We start from the raw sequence: 16,634 nt of genomic DNA on the forward strand, positions 1-16,634 counted from the left end.
GACACAGAAGATGAAGATCGACCGGATGCGGGTTTTCATGACCCGTGACAAGGACCGCCCGCGGGTCATCGTCGCGCTCGATACCGACGACGGCCTGACCGGCTGGGGCGAATGCTACAATCACGGGCCGGACAAGGCCCTGCCGCCGCTGCTGGACTATCTCTACGGTTTCGTTGCCGGGCAGGACCCGACGCGGGTGGACTACCTCGTCAATCTGATGATCCAGCAGAGCCGGTTTCCTCCCGGCGCCATGGGACTTGCGGCGATCGCCGGCCTCGACCATTGCCTCTGGGACCTGGCCGCGAAAGCTGCGGGCTTGCCCGTCTACAAGCTGCTCGGCGGCGAGGTGCGCGACAAGATCAAGGTTTATGCTGGCGTCTACACCGCGCCGGATGCACCGGCGGCGCGCGACGAATTCGACCGGCTGAACGAAGGCTGGGGGTTCACCGCGTTCAAGCTCAGCCCCTGGCGGATCGATATGCATACGAACCGCTGGGGCAATGTGGTGAAGGCGTCGGCCGACTATTTCCGCCAACTCCGTGAGACGGTCCGCGACGACTACGAGATCGCCTTCGACGCGCATGCCAAGATCTACGAGCCTGCCGCCGCCCGGCAGCTCGGCAACGCACTCGCACCTTACGACCCGCTGTTCTACGAAGAACCGCTGCGGCCGGAAAACATCGAGGCATGGGGCGAACTCAAGCAGGGGCTCGAATGCACGCTGGCGACGGGGGAAAGCCTCTACAGTCGCTACGAGTTCCTGCGGCTGCTGCAGGTAAAGGGTGCGGATCTGATCCAGCCGGACATCTGCGTCGTCGGCGGGCTTTCGGAAATGCGCCGCATCGCGACGCTTGCCGAGGCCTTTTATGTCGGCGTGGCCCCGCACAACCCGATGGGACCTCTGGCAACGGCGGTCAACGTGCATTTCTCGGCCGCCCAGCAGAACTTCAAGATCCTCGAATACCGCCTGCCGACGGGCCAGGCCTATGTCTATGGCGGGACCGAAGTCGAGACGCGGGAAGCGTCGGCACGTTATGTCGCCGACCCCTATCTGCCGAAGGACGGCTATCTCGAGCTTCGCCCGGACCGTCCCGGCTGGGGCGTCGAGATGGACGAAAAGGCGATGCAGGAAGACGGCTACGTCCATTGGCAGCGTCGCGTGCCGAAGCGACCGGACGGATCCTATGCCTTCGCCTGAGATTACGAAGGATTGGCCAGGCATTCGAAGCGGGCCGCTTGAGGCCCGTTTCCTGCCCGAGAACGGCGGCCGCATGACCCATCTCGTCCATGACCGGCTGGGCGATATCCTCGTGCCCACCGCCAGTCGGGAGTTCGAGCCGCTGAACTGGCCGAAGGCCGGCGCCTATCCGCTGTTTCCCTATCACAACAAGCTCCTCGGGGCCGCCTTCACGCATGACGGCAAGCGTCATGAAGTTCTGCCGCACCCGGCGCTTCGGACCGATGCCCAGCATGGCCCTGCCCATCGCCGCGCCTGGCAGGCGGCCTCGCTCGGCACCGATCGGATTGAACTGGTGCTCGACTACCGCGCCGATCCGGACTGGCCCTTCGACTTCCGCGCCGTACAGCGCTTCGTGCTCGGCGACGACCGGCTCGATATCGAGCTTTCAATGACCAATACAGGACGGGCCTCCATGCCCGGCGGATTTGGCTGGCATCCGTATTTTGCTGCAAATCTCGGCAGGCCGGCATCCTGCGATGCCAGAAAGATTTGGCCGCCGGGTGACGCTGGCGTTCCAGACGGAACCCGATCTGAAGCCCGGAGTGCGAAAATCCTGCCGAACGAGGCCCATACCCTTTTTCTTTCGGACTGGCAGCGCGCCACGGTTATCACCAACGGAGGCATCGAGGCCTCCTTGACCACCGGGCCGGAACTGAAACACCTCGTGGCTCATCGCACCGCGGACTATGTCTGCCTCGAACCCGTATCACACGTTGCCGGCGCCTTCGGCTTTCCTCCTGGCAGTGATTCAGGGCTTTTCGTGCTGCGCGCGGGGGAACAGCGCTCGGCAAGCTTGACCTTTTCTTTCAGGGCCCTTTGAAAGAGCGGTGCGCGACCGGGGCACCACGGAGCGGCCTAGCAGTCAGAGGTTTTTATCTTACAAAATTCAATTTTTCGCCTTTGAAGTTCCGCGGGCGCCGGTCAGATGCTTGCGCATGAGGGCCGCCGCGACTTCGTTGTCGCCCGCCTCGAGTCGCTCGAGTATTTCCAGATGCTCCCGGCAGGTAACGGCCACGCGATCTGCGCCATGCTGCCAGTTGTAGTTGGACAGACGGCGAAGCTGGTTCTGGCGGTTCATGGCCTCCTCGATATAGCGGTTTCCAGACGCTGCGCTGATGCCGAGGTGGAATTCCGCGTTCATTTCGAACAGGGTGACGCTGGACGCGTCGGTCCAGGCCGCACTCAGCATTGCCTCGTGCCGTGATCGCATCGACTTGATCCAATCAGCGGAAAGCGAAAAATCCGGCGACAGGATGGCTGCGCATTCGATAAGCAGCCGAAAATCGTAGCTTTCTTCGCGAGCGCGCACGTCGCGAACCGGGTCGAAAAACTGCCACCCATACCCTTTTCGGCGCTGAATCACGCCGAGGCCTTCCAGCTTGATCAGGGCCTGACGGACCGGCGTCCGCTCCTGCCCCGTCAACCGCATCAGTTCCAGTTCCGCGAACTGCTCCGGCAATTCGCCCTCCCGCCGCAGCTTGGCGATCGCGACGAGAAGTTCTTCATCGGCGGGCGGCGCCTCCAGTGTCTCTACCCGGGGAGGAATTGCCGAAAGCGTCATCCCCCTGTTCTGCTCGTGCCGCACGAAGCCCTGCGATTCCAGCAATTCGAGCGCCATTCGAACCGGCGTGCGGGAGACGCGCAGCCGGTCCGCCAACTGGTTCTGGCGCAGCCTGGCCCCTGGCTGAAGATTGTCCTCATGGATGACGTCGATGATGCGACGCATCAGGTCCTGCTGAAGAGGCGTGGACGCGTCCGACATTTAGGCTTGCCTTTCCCAAATTTTTGGTTTTTGTTATATGAAATACTTTTTAGGCGAAGGCAACCGTTCTGCCTGCCGCCATACAGCATCTGGAACACGTCATCATGACCTTGCCTCTTCCCTGCCCGCTCATCGAGATTTCTGGTACGCCATTCGAGCGCGGCCAACAATATGGGGAACAGGCCGCGGAGCGTATCCTCAAGGGCATCGGGCACTACAAGCACCAGCTGCATTCCTCCGGCCTGAAAGACAGCGACCTGGCGGCGATGATCGACCGTTTCGCCAGCGCGATCGAAGAATACGGCCAACAGTATATCGAGGAGATGCGCGGCATCGCCAGGGCCGTGAACACCGATCTGGCTGCAATCCTGCTGCTCAATGCACGCACCGAAATCCTGAAGCTGGCGCGCCGCCGGGAAAAGGGCCAGGCGGACTTCATCCAGTCGGATGGCTGCACCGGCGTTTTCGTCATGCCCTCCGCCACGCGTGACAACGTCTTCATCCACGCCCAGAATTGGGACTGGAAGGCTGAATGCGCCGAAACGGCGATCGTGCTCAAGATCAAGCGCAGCGACGGGCCCGATATCATCACCTTCACCGAAGCCGGCGGCCTTGCGCGTACGGGCTTCAACTCCGCCGGCATCTCGATCAGCGGCAACTACCTCGAAACCGACCGGGACTACAGGGAACTCGGCGTGCCGCTCGCCATCATCCGCCGCAAGGTTCTGGAACAGGACCATCTGGCGATGTCGATGCAGGCGGTTTACGGAACCCGCAAGTCGGCGTCGAACAACATGATGATCGGCCACGCCCATGGCGTCGCAATCGATTTTGAATGTGCGCCCGACGAAACTTTTCTGGTTCACCCGGAAAACGGCGTGCTGGTGCATGCCAACCATTTCCAGAGCCAGGTTGCGCTGTCAAAGCTGCTCGACAGGGGCGTCGTCAACATGCCGGACTCGCTCTACCGTGACCTGCGCGTCCGCCAGCTGATCGAACCGCATGTCGGCAAGGTCACGGTGGACACCGTCAAGACCGCGCTTTCCGATACGTTCGAAAGTCCCTGGTCGGTCTGCCGCCCACCGCGCAAGTCGCTGTCCAACAATCAGTCCGCAACGGTCGCCATGATTGTCATGGTGCCAGGCGAAGGCCGCATGGAGGTCGCATTGCTGCCGGCGCTTGGGGCGCATTTCTGGAATTACAGCCTCGATATGAGGATCAGGCCCGTCGAAGAGCCCCGCAAGGCTCAAACGAACGCGGCCTAACCAAAAATCAATAAGGGAACAAATACGGGAGCCTCCAATGAAAATGCAAAGTCTGTTGAAGACGACGGCGGCGGTCGCGCTGCTGGCCACGACTGCCGCGAGCACGGCCATGGGGCAGGACAAGACGATGCGGGTGCGCATCAATGCGGACATCCGCTCGACCGATCCCGGCGTCAACCGCGATGCCAATAGCGACGCCATCGTCCTGCACATGGTCGAAGGCCTCGTCGGGTACAAGGACGACGCCTCGATCGCGCCGCTATTGGCAAAGTCGGTCGACGTTTCCCCCGATGGCAAGACCTATACGTTCAAGCTGCGTGACGGGCTGAAGTTCAGCAATGGCGAACCGCTGACCTCCGCCGATGTTCTGGCTTCCTGGCAGCGCTACGTTGATCCCAAGACCGCCTGGCGGTGCCTGAAGGACGTGACTGGGTCCGGCGTTGCCAATGTCACCAACGTGGCGGCGCCGGATGCCGCAACCGTCGTCTTCACGCTGGAAAAGCCGACCGCCCTCTTCCTCGCCACCATCGCCCGCACCGATTGCGGCGGCACCGGCATCTACCACAAAAGCTCGCTCGATGCGCAGGGCAAGTGGGTGAAGCCTGTCGGCACCGGTCCCTTCATGCTGCAGGAATGGCGCAGCGGCCAGTATGTGCAGCTCGCCGCCAATCCCAACTACGCCTCGCCCGGCGGCGAGCGGACCGGCTATGTCGGCGACAAGTCGCCGAAGATCGCAGGCGTGCGCTTCATGGTTATTCCGGACGATGCTGCGGCGAAGGCCGCTCTCTATTCCGGAGACATCGACGTGCTGAGCGACGTCAACAACGCCGATGTCGAGGAACTCTCCGGCAGCGACAAGCTGAAGGTGGACAAGGTCGCCAGCATGGGCCTGACCGGTCTTCTTTTTCAGACCCGCGACCCGCTGCTGAAGGACGTCCGTATCCGCAGGGCGCTACTGCTTTGCCTCGATATCGCGCAGATCTCGGAAGCCTTGACGAACGGCCAGTCGCCGGCGAACCTCTCGGTCATTCCGGTCCCGAGCCCCTATTCCGGCAAGCTGCAGAAGGAAATCCCCGGCCGCGATCTCGACGAGGCGAAGAAGCTGCTGGCGGATGCAGGTTACAAGGGCCAGCCGATCAAATGGCTGGCGACGAAGTTTTATCCCTCGCTCTTCGATGCCGCGGTTCTCGTCCAGGCGATGGCGCAGGAAGCCGGCATCAATATCGAGATCGAGACGCTCGACTGGGCGACGCTGCTCGACCGTTACACGGCCGGCAACTACTCCGCCATGTCGTTCACCTATTCCGCGCGCCTCGATCCCTCGCTCTCCTACGACATGGTCAGCGGCAGCAAGGACAAGAGCCCGAACAAGGTATGGGACAATCCGGAAGGCCTGAAGCTGATCGCCGCGAGCACAACGATCGGCGACGCCAAGGAGCGGCAGGTGCTGTTCGACAAGCTGGAAGGCATGATCCGCGCCGACGTCCCGTTGATCCCGCTCTATTCCGGCACCCGCATTGGCGCCGTTCGCGCCAATGTGGAAGGATACAAGACATGGCCGGTCGGTTATCCACGCATGTGGGGCGTTTCCTTCGCACAAGGGAAATAGCCGATGCACGCCCTTTCGAAATATGTCGCGAAGCGTCTGTTATGGACGCTTCCGACACTCCTGATCGTGGCCGTCATGGTGTTCTTCCTGGTGCGGATGATCCCCGGCGACCCGGCCCAGTTGATCCTCGGCGATAGCGCCAGCCCGGACGAGCTTGCCGGTCTGCGCGCCAATCTCGGTCTTGATCGGCCGGTGGCGGTGCAGTTTCTTTATTGGCTCGGCAATGTCCTGCGGGGCGATCTCGGTCACTCCATCTCCAACGGCGCGCCCGTCCTGCCCCTGATGCTCGACCGCTTCCAGGTCAGCGCCACAATCGTACTGGTCGCCGTAGCGCTCGCGACGCTGATCGCGGTTCCGGCGGGCCTTGTGGCGGCATGGCGGCAGAACGAGCATGTGGATGTCGCCATCGTCGCCGCCTCGACGCTGCTGATGTCGGTTCCCAGCTTCTGGCTCGGTCTCGTCCTTCTGCTGGTCTTTGGATTGAAGCTCGGATGGCTGCCGGTCGTCGGTTATGTGCCGTTCACCGAAAAGCCTTGGACCGCCATCACCTACATCATCCTGCCGGTCGTGACGTTGATGCTGATCGAGGTCGGCGTGCTCACCCGCATGATGCGCGCCAGCGCCATCGAAATCCTGCGGCTGGAATATGTCATGCACGCCCGCGCCAAAGGTCTTTCGGAACGCAAGGTTCTGCTTCGCCACGTGCTGCCCAATGCCTTCGCTCCGACCTGGACGATGATCGGGCTGGTCCTCGGCGGGCTCCTCGGTGGCATCGCGGTCCTGGAAACCGTCTTCACCTTGCCCGGCCTCGGGCGCCTTCTCGTCGATGCGATCTTCGCTCGCGACTATCCGGTGGTACAGGGATGTCTGTTGTTCACGGCCTTGATCTACGTGATCGTCAATCTGATCGTCGATCTGTGTTATCCGCTGTTCGATCCGCGGGTCACCGCCTCATGATCAGGCAGCCCGCAAACCTCCTCATCGGCTCGGCCCTTTTGATCTTCATCGGTGGCATGGCCCTCCTGGCTCTGTTCTGGACGCCCTACGAGCCGGCGGCAATCAAGCTCGTTGCCAAGCTGAAACCGCCATCGGCGCAATTCTGGCTCGGCACCGACGAATTCGGCCGCGATGTCGTCTCCCGCCTGATGACCGGGGCGGTGCAGAGCATGACGGTCGCCGTCCTGACGGTCGCTTTCGCGATCACGGTCGGCACGATCACCGGCCTGATCGCAGGCTACACGCGAGGGCTGGTAGACCGGATCCTGATGGTCTTCAGCGACGCGCTCCTCGCCTTTCCCGGCACCCTGCTGGCGCTCGGCCTGATGGTGATTTCCGGCCCCAACAAATACGGCATCATCCTGGCGCTCGGGATTGCCTACTCCCCCTCCGTGCTGCGTGTTGTGCGGGCAAGCGTACTGTCGGCCAGAGAGCGGGAATATGTCGAAGCGTCGCGCGTCATCGGCAATTCCGAATTCGCCACCATGTTTCGCCATGTCCTGCCCAATTGCACCGCGCCGATCGTGGTGCTCGCCACCTCGATGTTCGGCTGGGTGGTGCTGGCGGAAAGCGGCCTGAGCTTCCTCGGCCTCGGCGTGCCTCCGCCGGCGCCGACCTGGGGCAACATGCTGTCTGCGGCGCGGACCTATATCGAAAAGGCCCCGTGGCTCGGGCTCGCCCCCGGCATCTGCATCTCGATGACGCTGCTCGGCATCAATTTGCTCGGAGATGCGCTGCGGGACCGCTTCGACCCGAGAATGGAGCAACGGTGATGAACCCAGAGACTTCCCGGCCATTGCTCGACGTTCGCGATCTCCGCGTTACGACCTCGAACGGGCACCCGATCCTCCATGACGTGTCGTTCGATGTCGAGGCGGGCAGCATCGTCGCGCTGGTCGGCGAAAGCGGCAGCGGCAAGACAGTCGCCGCACGCGCAGCCATGCGGCTGCTCCCCAAGGCAATCACGCCGGTGTCCGGAAGGATCCTGTTCGAAGGCAATGACGTCCTGAAGATGACAGGCGGCGAGATCCGCAAAGTTCGCGGCGCCGAGATCGGCATGGTCTTCCAGGAGCCGATGGTATCGCTCAATCCGGCGATGACGATCGGCGCACAGCTGGTCGAGGGGCTGCGGCTGCATGAGAAGCTGAGCGTCGAGGCGGCGCGCGCGCGTGCATCCGAGATGCTGGAACGAGTGAAAATCCCGAACCCCGAAGCCTGCCTCGCCGCGTTCCCGCATCAGTTCTCGGGCGGCATGCGCCAGCGCATCATGCTCGCCTCGGTCATGCTGCTTCGGCCGAAGCTGCTGATCGCCGACGAACCGACGACGGCGCTCGATACCCTGACCCAGCGCGAGGTCATGGAGGTCATGGTCGATCTGACGCGCACCTTCGGCACCTCGGTTCTGTTGATCACCCACAATCTCGGTCTTGTCGCCCAATACGCGAAGAAGGTCTTCGTTCTGGAGCGGGGCAGACTGATAGAGTCAGGTCCGGTCGAGGAGGTTCTGCATCGGCCGAAGGAGCAATATACGCGCACGCTGATCGACGCCCTGCCGAAACGCGACCACGGCCGTGCGCCACCCGCCCAAGCGGAGCCGCTCATCGAGGCCCGCGGTGTCGAGGTGACCTTCTCGGGCGCCGGCAATATGTTCAGCACGGCGGAAAAGAAGCTTGCGGTGAGGGGTGTTTCGCTTGGCGTGCGCCCCGGCGAAGTCGTGGCCGTTGTGGGCGGTTCCGGTTCCGGCAAGACCACGCTCGGACGGGCAATGCTGGGCCTGCTGCCGTTGTCGGGCGGAGACATCCTGTTTCGCGGGCGCCCGATGGCATCCGCCGACCGGGCCGCTGCCCGTGATTATCGTCTGCAGTGCCAGCTCGTCTTCCAGGATCCCTATTCGTCCCTCGACCCGCGGCAGAAGATTGCGGAAATCGTCGGCGAGCCGCTGGTCCATGGCCCGAAACTCAGCGGCCCGGAAAAGGCCGAACGGGTGAGTGACATCCTCAACGAAGTCGGCCTTGCCGGACTTGGCGATCGTTATCCGCATGCCCTGTCCGGAGGGCAGAGGCAGCGCGTGGCGATCGCGCGTGCGGTCATCCGCAATCCCGCCTTCGTCGTCGCAGACGAGCCTGTCTCGGCGCTCGACATGACGATCCAGAAGCAGGTACTCGATCTCTTCCGCAAACTGCAGGAAAACCACGGCTTCGCCTGCCTTTTCATCTCGCACGATCTCGGCGCTGTCTCCCGCGTCGCCGACCGGATCGTCGTCATGCAGCAGGGCCTGGTCGTCGAGGAAGGCAGCGTCGGCCAAATCCTGGACCACCCGCAACACCCCTATACGCAGGCCCTGCTCGAGGCGACGCCGACCCTCGGCGTCGCGGCGTAACGAGGCCAAAATTCGATGAGTAACGCTTCTCTGGGGCAGGAGAAATCCACGATGTTGACGGAAGAATTCATCGCGATCGAAGGCCGGCTCGGCGCAAACAACTACAAGCCGCTCGACGTGGTTCTGACGCGAGGCGCCGGCGTCTATGTCTGGGATACGGACGGAAATCGCTATCTCGACTGCCTGTCCGCCTATTCCGCCGTCAACCAGGGACATTGCCACCCCAAGATCCTGGCCGCGATGGTGGAGCAGGCAGGCAAGCTGACGCTGACCTCCCGGGCCTTCCGCAACGACCAGCTCGCGCTGTTTTACGGGGAGCTCGCGGCTCTGACGAAATCGCACAGGGTGCTTCCGATGAACAGCGGCGCCGAAGCCGTCGAAACCGCCGTCAAATCTGTGCGCAAGTGGGGTTACGAGGTCAAGAACATCCCCGAGGAACAGGCGGAAATCATCGTCTGCTCCAACAATTTCCACGGCCGGACGCTCGGCATCATCAGCTTCAGCACCGACGAGACGGCACGCAAGAATTTCGGTCCCTTTCTGCCCGGTTTCCGGGTTGTGCCGTTCGGCGATGTCGAGGCATTCGAGGCGGCGATCAACGAAAACACGGTCGCCTTCCTGGTTGAGCCGATCCAGGGCGAGGCGGGCGTGCTGATCCCACCGGCGGGCTATTTCGCAAAGGTCCGCGAACTCTGCACGGCAAACAATCTCATGCTGATCCTGGACGAAATCCAGACCGGTCTCGGACGCACCGGCAAGCTGCTTGCGGAAGAACATGAGGCGATCGAGGCGGACGTGACACTGGTTGGCAAGGCATTGTCGGGCGGTTTCTATCCCGTCTCCGCCGTGCTTTCCAACAACGAGGTGCTGGGCACGCTGAAACCCGGGCAGCACGGCTCGACCTTCGGCGGCAACCCGCTCGCCTGTGCCGTCGCACGGGCGGCGCTGAAGGCGCTGACCGAAGAAGGCATGATCGAGAATGCCGCCGAGCAGGGCGATTATTTCCTTCGGGGGCTGAAGGACATTCGCAGCGACTTCATTCGGGACGTGCGCGGGCGCGGGCTGATGCTCGCCGTGGAACTGCATCCGCAGGCCGGCGGTGCCCGCCGTTACTGCGAGCTACTCCGCCAGTCGGGCATCCTCGCCAAGGAGACGCATGATCACACCATTCGTCTTGCACCTCCGCTGGTGATCGAGCGCGGGCAGATAGACTGGGCGCTGGAACGGCTGACGCCGGTTCTAAGCGGCCTGCACTGATCAGGAAACGAGGACGCGATGCAGAATTCCCAATCCATCTGGACAATCGTCGACGAAAAAAGCGCTGCCTTTTTTGATCTCAGCGACCGCGTCTGGGGCACGCCGGAGATCAATTACGAGGAGTTCCGTTCCTCAGCCGAACATTTGCGGCTTCTCGAGGCCGAGGGCTTCAGGATCGAGCGCAACATTGCCGGCATTCCGACCGCCGTCATGGGAGAGGCCGGCGAGGCTGGTCCGGTCATCGCCATTCTCGGGGAATATGACGCGCTCCCGGGCCTCAGCCAGGAAGCGGGCGTCGCCGAACAGCGGCCAGTCGTTGCCGGCGGCCACGGCCATGGCTGCGGTCACAACCTTCTCGGAGCCGGCTCGATGCTGGCCGCCGCCGCGGTGAAGGACTATCTCGCTGCCCACGGATTGAAGGGGCGCGTCCGCTATTACGGCTGCCCGGCGGAGGAAGGCGGGTCTTCCAAAGGCTTCATGGTGCGTGCCGGCGTCTTCGACGATGTCGACATCGCCATTTCGTGGCACCCCGCGGCCTTCAGCGGCGTCAACAACCCGATCTCGCTTGCCTGCAGCGAGATGAACTTCCATTTCTCCGGCCGCGCCTCGCATGCGGCGGCGACGCCCCATCTCGGGCGCAGCGCACTCGATGCGGTGGAGTTGATGAATGTCGGCGTGAACTTTCTGCGCGAACACATGCCGACGACCGCCCGTATTCATTACGCGATTACCGATGCGGGCGGTTCGGCCCCGAACGTGGTCCAGGCCAATGCCACCGTTCGTTATCTCGTGCGGGCGAGAACGCTTCCCGAGCTTCTTTTGCTCGTCGCCCGGGTAAAGCGCGTAGCCGAAGGCGCCGCCTGGATGACCGAAACGACCATGAGACAGGAAATCATATCCGGCGATGCCAACCTGATGGGCAACGAGCCGCTGGAGGAATGCATGCATGCGCAGCTCGAGCGCCTGGGTGCCCCAGTATTCGACGAAGCCGACAAGGCGACCGCCCGGAAGTTCCAGGCAACCTTCACGCCGGAGGATATCGCCTCGTCATACGCCCGCTTCCATCTCAGACCGAAGAAGGACGAACCGCTCTGCGATCTCATCGTTCCGCTCTATGCAGGCGATGGATCGATGGTCGGATCGACCGATGTCGGCAGCGTGAGCTGGGTGGTGCCGACCGTGCAGATGCGCGGGGCGACATACGCGATCGGCACGCCCGGCCATTCCTGGCAGCTCGTCGCCCAGGGCAAGTTGCCCGCCGCCCACAAGGGCATGGCGCATGCCGCAAAGGTCATGGCGGGCACCGCCATCGAACTCATCCGCAATCCGGCGCTCGTCGAAGCGGCCAAGGCGGATCTTCGGGGCCGGCTTGATGGCAATCCCTTCGTCAATCCCATCCCGGATGACGTCATGCCGCCGATACCACTCTCCGTCGACGGACTGGACGCGGCGCAGTGACCGCGCAGATCCTCAAGAAGACCGACTTCATCTGATCGAAGAATGAAAGCAATGCACATGCAGCAGCTCAACGCCAATTCGCTCGAATCCTACTGGATGCCTTTCACGGTCAACCGGGACTTCAAGAAGAAGCCGCAGATCATCACCGGCGCGTCGGGCATGTATTACCAGATGAGCGACGGCCACCGCCTTCTGGACGGGATCGCCGGCCTCTGGTGCGTGAACGCTGGGCATGGGCATCCAAAAATCGTCGATGCGATCCAGAAACAGGCCGCACAGCTTGATTTCGCCTCCTCGTTCGGGCTCGGCCATCCTCTCGCCTTCGAATATGCCAGCCGGCTGACTGCCATCGCGCCCGAAGGACTGGATCACGTCTTCTTCACCAATTCCGGGTCGGAAGCCACCGACACGGCGCTCAAGCTTGCCCTCGCCTATCACCATGCGCGCGGAGAAGGACAGCGGCAGCGCATCGTCGGTCGCCAGCGCGGTTATCACGGCGTCGGTTTCGGAGGGCTTTCAGCGGCAGGAATGGGACCGCACAAGAAGCAGTTCGGCATGCTTCTTCCGGGTGCGGCCCACATGCCCCATACGCATGATCCCGCCCGCAATGCCTTCAGCCGCGGCCAGCCGGACCACGGCGCGGAGATCGCCGACGCGCTCGAACAGATGTTGCAGACCTTCGATCCATCGACGGTCGCGGCGGTAATCGTCGAGCCGATTGCCGCCTCGACGGGCGTGCTGATCCCGCCGGCTGGCTACCTGGAACGGCTGAGGAAAATCTGCACGCGCCATGGCATTCTGCTGGTCTTCGACGAAGTGGTCACCGGCTTCGGCCGCCTCGGCCGGCCGTTCGCCGCCGACCGTTTCGGCGTTACTCCCGACCTCATCGCCGTCGCCAAGGGCATGACGAATGGTGCGGTGCCGATGGGCGGCGTCATCAGTTCCAACAAAATCTACGAGACGTTGATGGAAATCGCCCCGCAAGGTGCCGTGGAGTTCTCGCATGGATATACCTATTCCGGTCATCCGTTGGCTTGCGCGGCGGGACTGGCGACGCTGAACGGCTATCTCAACGAAGGTGTGTTCGAGCAGGCAGCGACGATCGAGCCGGTCTGGCAGGAGCAGGCCCATTCGCTCAAGGGCCTGCCTGGCGTGGTGGATATCCGCAATCTCGGACTGCTGGCCGGCATCGAACTCGGCGAAGATGTCGCCAGCGGCAAGGTCATGGCGAAAAAGGTCTACGAATTCTGCTTCGAGCGCGGCGTGATGATACGGCCGGTGGCGAACACCATCGTTCTTTCTCCTCCCCTCGTCATTTCGGAGACGGAAATCGATATGCTGTTTTCGGCCATCGCCGCCGGCCTGAAGACGTTGTAGCGGCGACGGCGGGTGGCAGTGCTGACCGGTATGCGGGCGAAAATCGAGAGCGACGGCCTGAGCTATGATCTGATCGACCTGCCGGCCGAGGCAGGCGGCGATCTCGCACGCATGCCGTATATCCATAGGATATTGCTGGAGAACGTTCTAAGGACGTCCGGCGACGATGCATCACGGGCCAAGGCCGCCATCGCCGCATGGCTGAAGACGGGCCGGAGCGACGTCGAAATCCCGTTCCTGCCGAACCGCGTCCTGATGCATGACACGACGTGCGGCCCGGCGCTGGTCGATATCGCCGGCATGCGTTCCGCACTGGCGGAAGCCGGAGGTGATCCGGCGCTGCTCAATCCCGTCGTCGCGGTCGACGTTTCCACCGATCACTCGCTGGCGGTCGATGCTTTTGGGACAACCGGCGCCACAGAACACAATATGAAGCGGGAATATGAGCGCAATGCCGAGCGCTACAGCTTCATGAAATGGGCGACGAATACGCTCACCGGTTTCCGCGTTCACCCGCCGGGCACCGGCATCATGCACACGCTCAATCTCGAACGCCTGGCGACCGTCGTGTCGGCGCACCAACGGGATGGCGGGCTTTGGGCCATCCCGGACACCTTGATCGGAACCGACAGCCACACGCCGATGATCAACGGGATCGGCGTTCTGGCATGGGGTGTGGGTGGCCTTGAAGCGGAGAGCGTCCTGTTCGGCATGCCGGTCACGCTGCGTGTGCCCGACGTCGTCGGCGTTCGCCTGACCGGAAAGCTGAAGGAAGGGGTTCTGGCCACCGACCTCGCGCTCGTGGTGACGCATCTGCTGCGTCAGGTCGACCTCCAGGACAAGTTCGTCGAATTCTACGGGCCTGGCGTCACCAATCTGTCCGCCGGCGACCGCGCGGTCGTGGCCAATATGGCGCCCGAGTTCGGTGCCAATAGCGGCTATTTCCCGGTCGATCGCCGATCGATCGACTATCTCTTGCAAACCGGCCGCAGCAACACGCACGTGCGGCTTGTGGAATGTTACGCGAAACGCGCCGGCATCTGGTTCGATCCCGAGGCCAATCCCCGCTACAGTTCGACGCTCGAGTTGAATCTCGGCCGCGTTGAAGCCAGCCTTGCAGGCCCCCGCCGCCCGCAGGACAGGATCGCCGTCGGCGAAACGCGCGCCGCCGTCCGCAAAATAAAGGGGACCGGGGAAAATCTTGCCGTTGAAGGTAAACCAAACGACGGAGCGGTGGCGATCGCTTCGATCACCAGCTGCACGAACACCTCCGACCCGCGGCTTCTCGTGGCCGCCGGTCTTCTTGCCCGCAAGGCTCGCGCCTATGGCCTGCGGCCACCGCATTGGGTCAAGACCTCGCTTGCTCCGGGATCGCCAACCGCCGAGCGCTACCTCGTCCGCGCCGGCCTGCTCGAGGACCTGGAAGCGGTCGGCTTCGGCATCGTCGGTTACGGCTGCACGACCTGTATCGGCAATTCCGGTCCTCTGACACAGGCCGTCGCAGACGCGATGGCTGAACGCAATATACTCGCCGTCGCTGTCTTGTCCGGCAACCGGAACTTCCCGGGGCGAGTTCATGCGCAGTTGGAAGCCGGGTTCCTCGCCTCGCCGCCGATGGTCGTAGCTTTCGCGCTCGCCGGAACCGTCGAGATCGACATCCTCCACGATCCGATCGGCGTTTGCGCCGATGGCACGCCCGTGACGCTCGCGATGCTCTGGCCCAGCGCCGCGGAAATCGACCGACTTTTCGCAAAGGCTTCGAGTGTCGGCGACTTCGCTCCGGCCTACGAGGCGGCGGAGGCGAGCCCGGCCTGGAAAGACCTTGCCGCCCCGTCGAGCATCCTGTTCCCGTGGGATGAAACCTCCACCTATATAAGGCGCCCGCCGTTTGCGAGCTTCGGCGAAGGAACCCGGCTTGGCACCTACGAGGCCCATCCGATCCTTGTTCTCGGCGACGATATGACGACCGACCATATTTCGCCGGCCGGTGCGATCCCGGCACGGTCAGAGGTCGGGCGACATCTTATTAAGCGGGGCGAAAACCCCGGCGATCTCAACGTCTTTTCCTCGCGGCGCGGAAACTGGGAGGTCATGATCCGCGGCCTCTTCACCAACAAGGCGGTGCGCAACCTTCTGGTGCCGGATATCGCGCCAGGCTTCACGATCCATGCCGGATCGGGGGAATCCCTGCCGTTGTGGGATGCGGCGCAGCGCTACAAGGCCGAAGGCGGGTCCGTCGTCATTGTCGCCGGCGCGCGATACGGAATGGGCTCGTCGCGCGACTGGGCGGCCAAGGGTGCGGCGCTCCTCGGCGTGCGGGCGGTTCTGGCCTCCAGTTTCGAGCGCATTCACCGCTGGAACCTGATCGGCATGGGCATCCTTCCTCTGCGCCTTGCGCATGATCAGGCGCCGGAGACGCTCGAACTCCGCCCCGGCGATGTCCTGACCGTCCAGGCTGAACCGGACATGATTTCTCCGCGCTGCGATGTGTCGGTATCCGTCACGCGAACCGACGGCTCTTCCAGGACATTCAATGCGTCAGCTGCAATCGAAACAAATGCCGAGGTCGAACTGTTGCGCGCCGGTGGCATCCTTCCGCTCATCCTCAGGCGTTACCTTGCCAAGTCTGCACCCGGTGCCGGAGGACCCCGGATACTCTCCGGGCCTGAGCGTCCTGGAACCATCGCCCCTTGTCTCAGTTAGTTGGTCCCACAACCAAAGAGGAAATGCGATGGCAGATACATCCGAAACCCGCTCCATCTTCGTGACCGGGCTCAGAAACGCGCACGCCATGGAAAACCAGGCGCTGTCGATCATGAAGCCGCAGGTCTCGCGGATCGAAAACTATCCGGACGTGGCGGCGCGGCTCGAGCAGCATATCCGTGAGACGGAGGGTCAGATCGCCAGGATCGAGGACGTTCTCAAGAGCCTTGCAGAAGATCATTCGAGCTTGAAGGACATGGCATTGTCCCTCACCGGCAGCCTGGCGGCGATGGGACACAGCATTGCCGGCGACGAAATCATCAAGAACTCGCTGGCCAACTTCGCTTTCGAGAATTACGAGATCGCCGCCTACAAGTCGCTTATCACCATCGCCGAACATGGCGGCTTTCCGGGACTGGCGCCGGCGCTGAAAAGCAATCTCGAGGAAGAGATCGCCATGGCCAAATGGCTGGACGACAATCTGGAGAGCGTGACGATGAAGTTCGCCTCGCTCAAGGAAGCGGGCGAACGCGCAAAAATCTGACCAAGACCGTTCGTTGACCAATGGATCCTGCGGGCAAGCCCGC

At 62.8% G+C, this 16,634-nt stretch carries 13 protein-coding genes; 12 read left to right on the top strand and 1 reads right to left on the bottom strand.

Features of this window, described 5'->3' with window-relative positions:
* Positions 1-10 precede the first annotated feature (10 nt).
* Both GQ59_RS23880 and GQ59_RS23885 read left to right on the top strand, forming a co-directional pair.
* Positions 11-1,198 carry a galactarate dehydratase gene (locus GQ59_RS23880; protein ID WP_037086004.1) on the top strand — a complete coding sequence of 396 codons (1,188 nt, stop codon included), beginning with the start codon at positions 11-13 and terminating at the stop codon, positions 1,196-1,198.
* Positions 1,185-2,060 (top strand): aldose epimerase family protein, encoded by an 876-nt coding sequence (locus tag GQ59_RS23885; protein ID WP_037086007.1) that lies wholly within the window; start codon positions 1,185-1,187, stop codon positions 2,058-2,060. The genes GQ59_RS23880 and GQ59_RS23885 overlap by 14 nt, the downstream gene beginning before the upstream one ends.
* A gap of 66 nt (positions 2,061-2,126) precedes the next feature.
* On the opposite strand, the gene GQ59_RS23890 is transcribed toward GQ59_RS23885, so the two are convergent.
* Entirely contained in the window at positions 2,127-3,002 is an 876-nt protein-coding gene (locus GQ59_RS23890) for a GntR family transcriptional regulator (protein ID WP_051904181.1), read from the bottom strand.
* Between the two features lie 104 nt (positions 3,003-3,106).
* Here GQ59_RS23890 and GQ59_RS23895 point away from each other — a divergent pair, with 104 nt between their 5' ends.
* From GQ59_RS23895 to GQ59_RS23940, 10 genes are read left to right on the top strand one after another with little or no spacing between them, the layout of a single operon-like run.
* Entirely contained in the window at positions 3,107-4,267 is a 1,161-nt protein-coding gene (locus tag GQ59_RS23895) for a C45 family autoproteolytic acyltransferase/hydrolase (protein WP_037086009.1), read from the top strand.
* Positions 4,268-4,304: 37 nt separating this feature from the next.
* Positions 4,305-5,876, top strand: coding sequence for an ABC transporter substrate-binding protein (locus GQ59_RS23900; RefSeq protein WP_201772435.1), 1,572 nt, complete (start codon positions 4,305-4,307; stop codon positions 5,874-5,876).
* Between the two features lie 3 nt (positions 5,877-5,879).
* Positions 5,880-6,833, top strand: a complete 954-nt coding sequence (locus GQ59_RS23905) for an ABC transporter permease (protein WP_037086011.1) — start codon at positions 5,880-5,882, stop codon at positions 6,831-6,833.
* On the top strand, positions 6,830-7,645 hold the full coding sequence (locus GQ59_RS23910) for an ABC transporter permease (RefSeq protein WP_084683276.1): 816 nt from the start codon (positions 6,830-6,832) through the stop codon (positions 7,643-7,645). Before GQ59_RS23905 ends, GQ59_RS23910 begins: the two co-directional genes overlap by 4 nt.
* Complete coding sequence (locus GQ59_RS23915; protein WP_037086015.1) at positions 7,645-9,252, top strand: ABC transporter ATP-binding protein; 1,608 nt, start codon at positions 7,645-7,647, stop codon at positions 9,250-9,252. The genes GQ59_RS23910 and GQ59_RS23915 overlap by 1 nt, the downstream gene beginning before the upstream one ends.
* Positions 9,253-9,303: 51 nt before the next feature.
* Positions 9,304-10,509, top strand: a complete 1,206-nt coding sequence (gene rocD / locus GQ59_RS23920; RefSeq protein ID WP_037086018.1) for an ornithine--oxo-acid transaminase — start codon at positions 9,304-9,306, stop codon at positions 10,507-10,509.
* 18 nt (positions 10,510-10,527) lie between these two features.
* Positions 10,528-11,967 (top strand): M20 family metallopeptidase, encoded by a 1,440-nt coding sequence (locus GQ59_RS23925; RefSeq protein ID WP_037086021.1) that lies wholly within the window; start codon positions 10,528-10,530, stop codon positions 11,965-11,967.
* Positions 11,968-12,009: 42 nt separating this feature from the next.
* Complete coding sequence (aptA, locus tag GQ59_RS23930) at positions 12,010-13,344, top strand: omega-aminotransferase AptA (protein WP_244448044.1); 1,335 nt, start codon at positions 12,010-12,012, stop codon at positions 13,342-13,344.
* Positions 13,345-13,374: 30 nt separating this feature from the next.
* On the top strand, positions 13,375-16,047 hold the full coding sequence (gene acnA / locus GQ59_RS23935; protein WP_084683278.1) for an aconitate hydratase AcnA: 2,673 nt from the start codon (positions 13,375-13,377) through the stop codon (positions 16,045-16,047).
* A 28-nt stretch (positions 16,048-16,075) separates the two neighbouring features.
* Positions 16,076-16,591 carry a ferritin-like domain-containing protein gene (locus GQ59_RS23940; protein ID WP_037086026.1) on the top strand — a complete coding sequence of 172 codons (516 nt, stop codon included), beginning with the start codon at positions 16,076-16,078 and terminating at the stop codon, positions 16,589-16,591.
* Positions 16,592-16,634 lie beyond the last annotated feature (43 nt).

The organism is Neorhizobium vignae, from assembly GCF_000732195.1.
Lineage (GTDB): Bacteria > Pseudomonadota > Alphaproteobacteria > Rhizobiales > Rhizobiaceae > Neorhizobium > Neorhizobium vignae.

Coding starts and splice junctions, on each gene's coding strand:
- GQ59_RS23880 (WP_037086004.1), top strand. CDS start 11: ATGAAGATCGACCGGATGCGGGTTTTCATGACCCGTGACAAGGACCGC.
- GQ59_RS23885 (WP_037086007.1), top strand. CDS start 1,185: ATGCCTTCGCCTGAGATTACGAAGGATTGGCCAGGCATTCGAAGCGGG.
- GQ59_RS23890 (WP_051904181.1), bottom strand. CDS start 3,002: ATGTCGGACGCGTCCACGCCTCTTCAGCAGGACCTGATGCGTCGCATC.
- GQ59_RS23895 (WP_037086009.1), top strand. CDS start 3,107: ATGACCTTGCCTCTTCCCTGCCCGCTCATCGAGATTTCTGGTACGCCA.
- GQ59_RS23900 (WP_201772435.1), top strand. CDS start 4,305: ATGAAAATGCAAAGTCTGTTGAAGACGACGGCGGCGGTCGCGCTGCTG.
- GQ59_RS23905 (WP_037086011.1), top strand. CDS start 5,880: ATGCACGCCCTTTCGAAATATGTCGCGAAGCGTCTGTTATGGACGCTT.
- GQ59_RS23910 (WP_084683276.1), top strand. CDS start 6,830: ATGATCAGGCAGCCCGCAAACCTCCTCATCGGCTCGGCCCTTTTGATC.
- GQ59_RS23915 (WP_037086015.1), top strand. CDS start 7,645: ATGAACCCAGAGACTTCCCGGCCATTGCTCGACGTTCGCGATCTCCGC.
- rocD (WP_037086018.1), top strand. CDS start 9,304: ATGTTGACGGAAGAATTCATCGCGATCGAAGGCCGGCTCGGCGCAAAC.
- GQ59_RS23925 (WP_037086021.1), top strand. CDS start 10,528: ATGCAGAATTCCCAATCCATCTGGACAATCGTCGACGAAAAAAGCGCT.
- aptA (WP_244448044.1), top strand. CDS start 12,010: ATGAAAGCAATGCACATGCAGCAGCTCAACGCCAATTCGCTCGAATCC.
- acnA (WP_084683278.1), top strand. CDS start 13,375: ATGCGGGCGAAAATCGAGAGCGACGGCCTGAGCTATGATCTGATCGAC.
- GQ59_RS23940 (WP_037086026.1), top strand. CDS start 16,076: ATGGCAGATACATCCGAAACCCGCTCCATCTTCGTGACCGGGCTCAGA.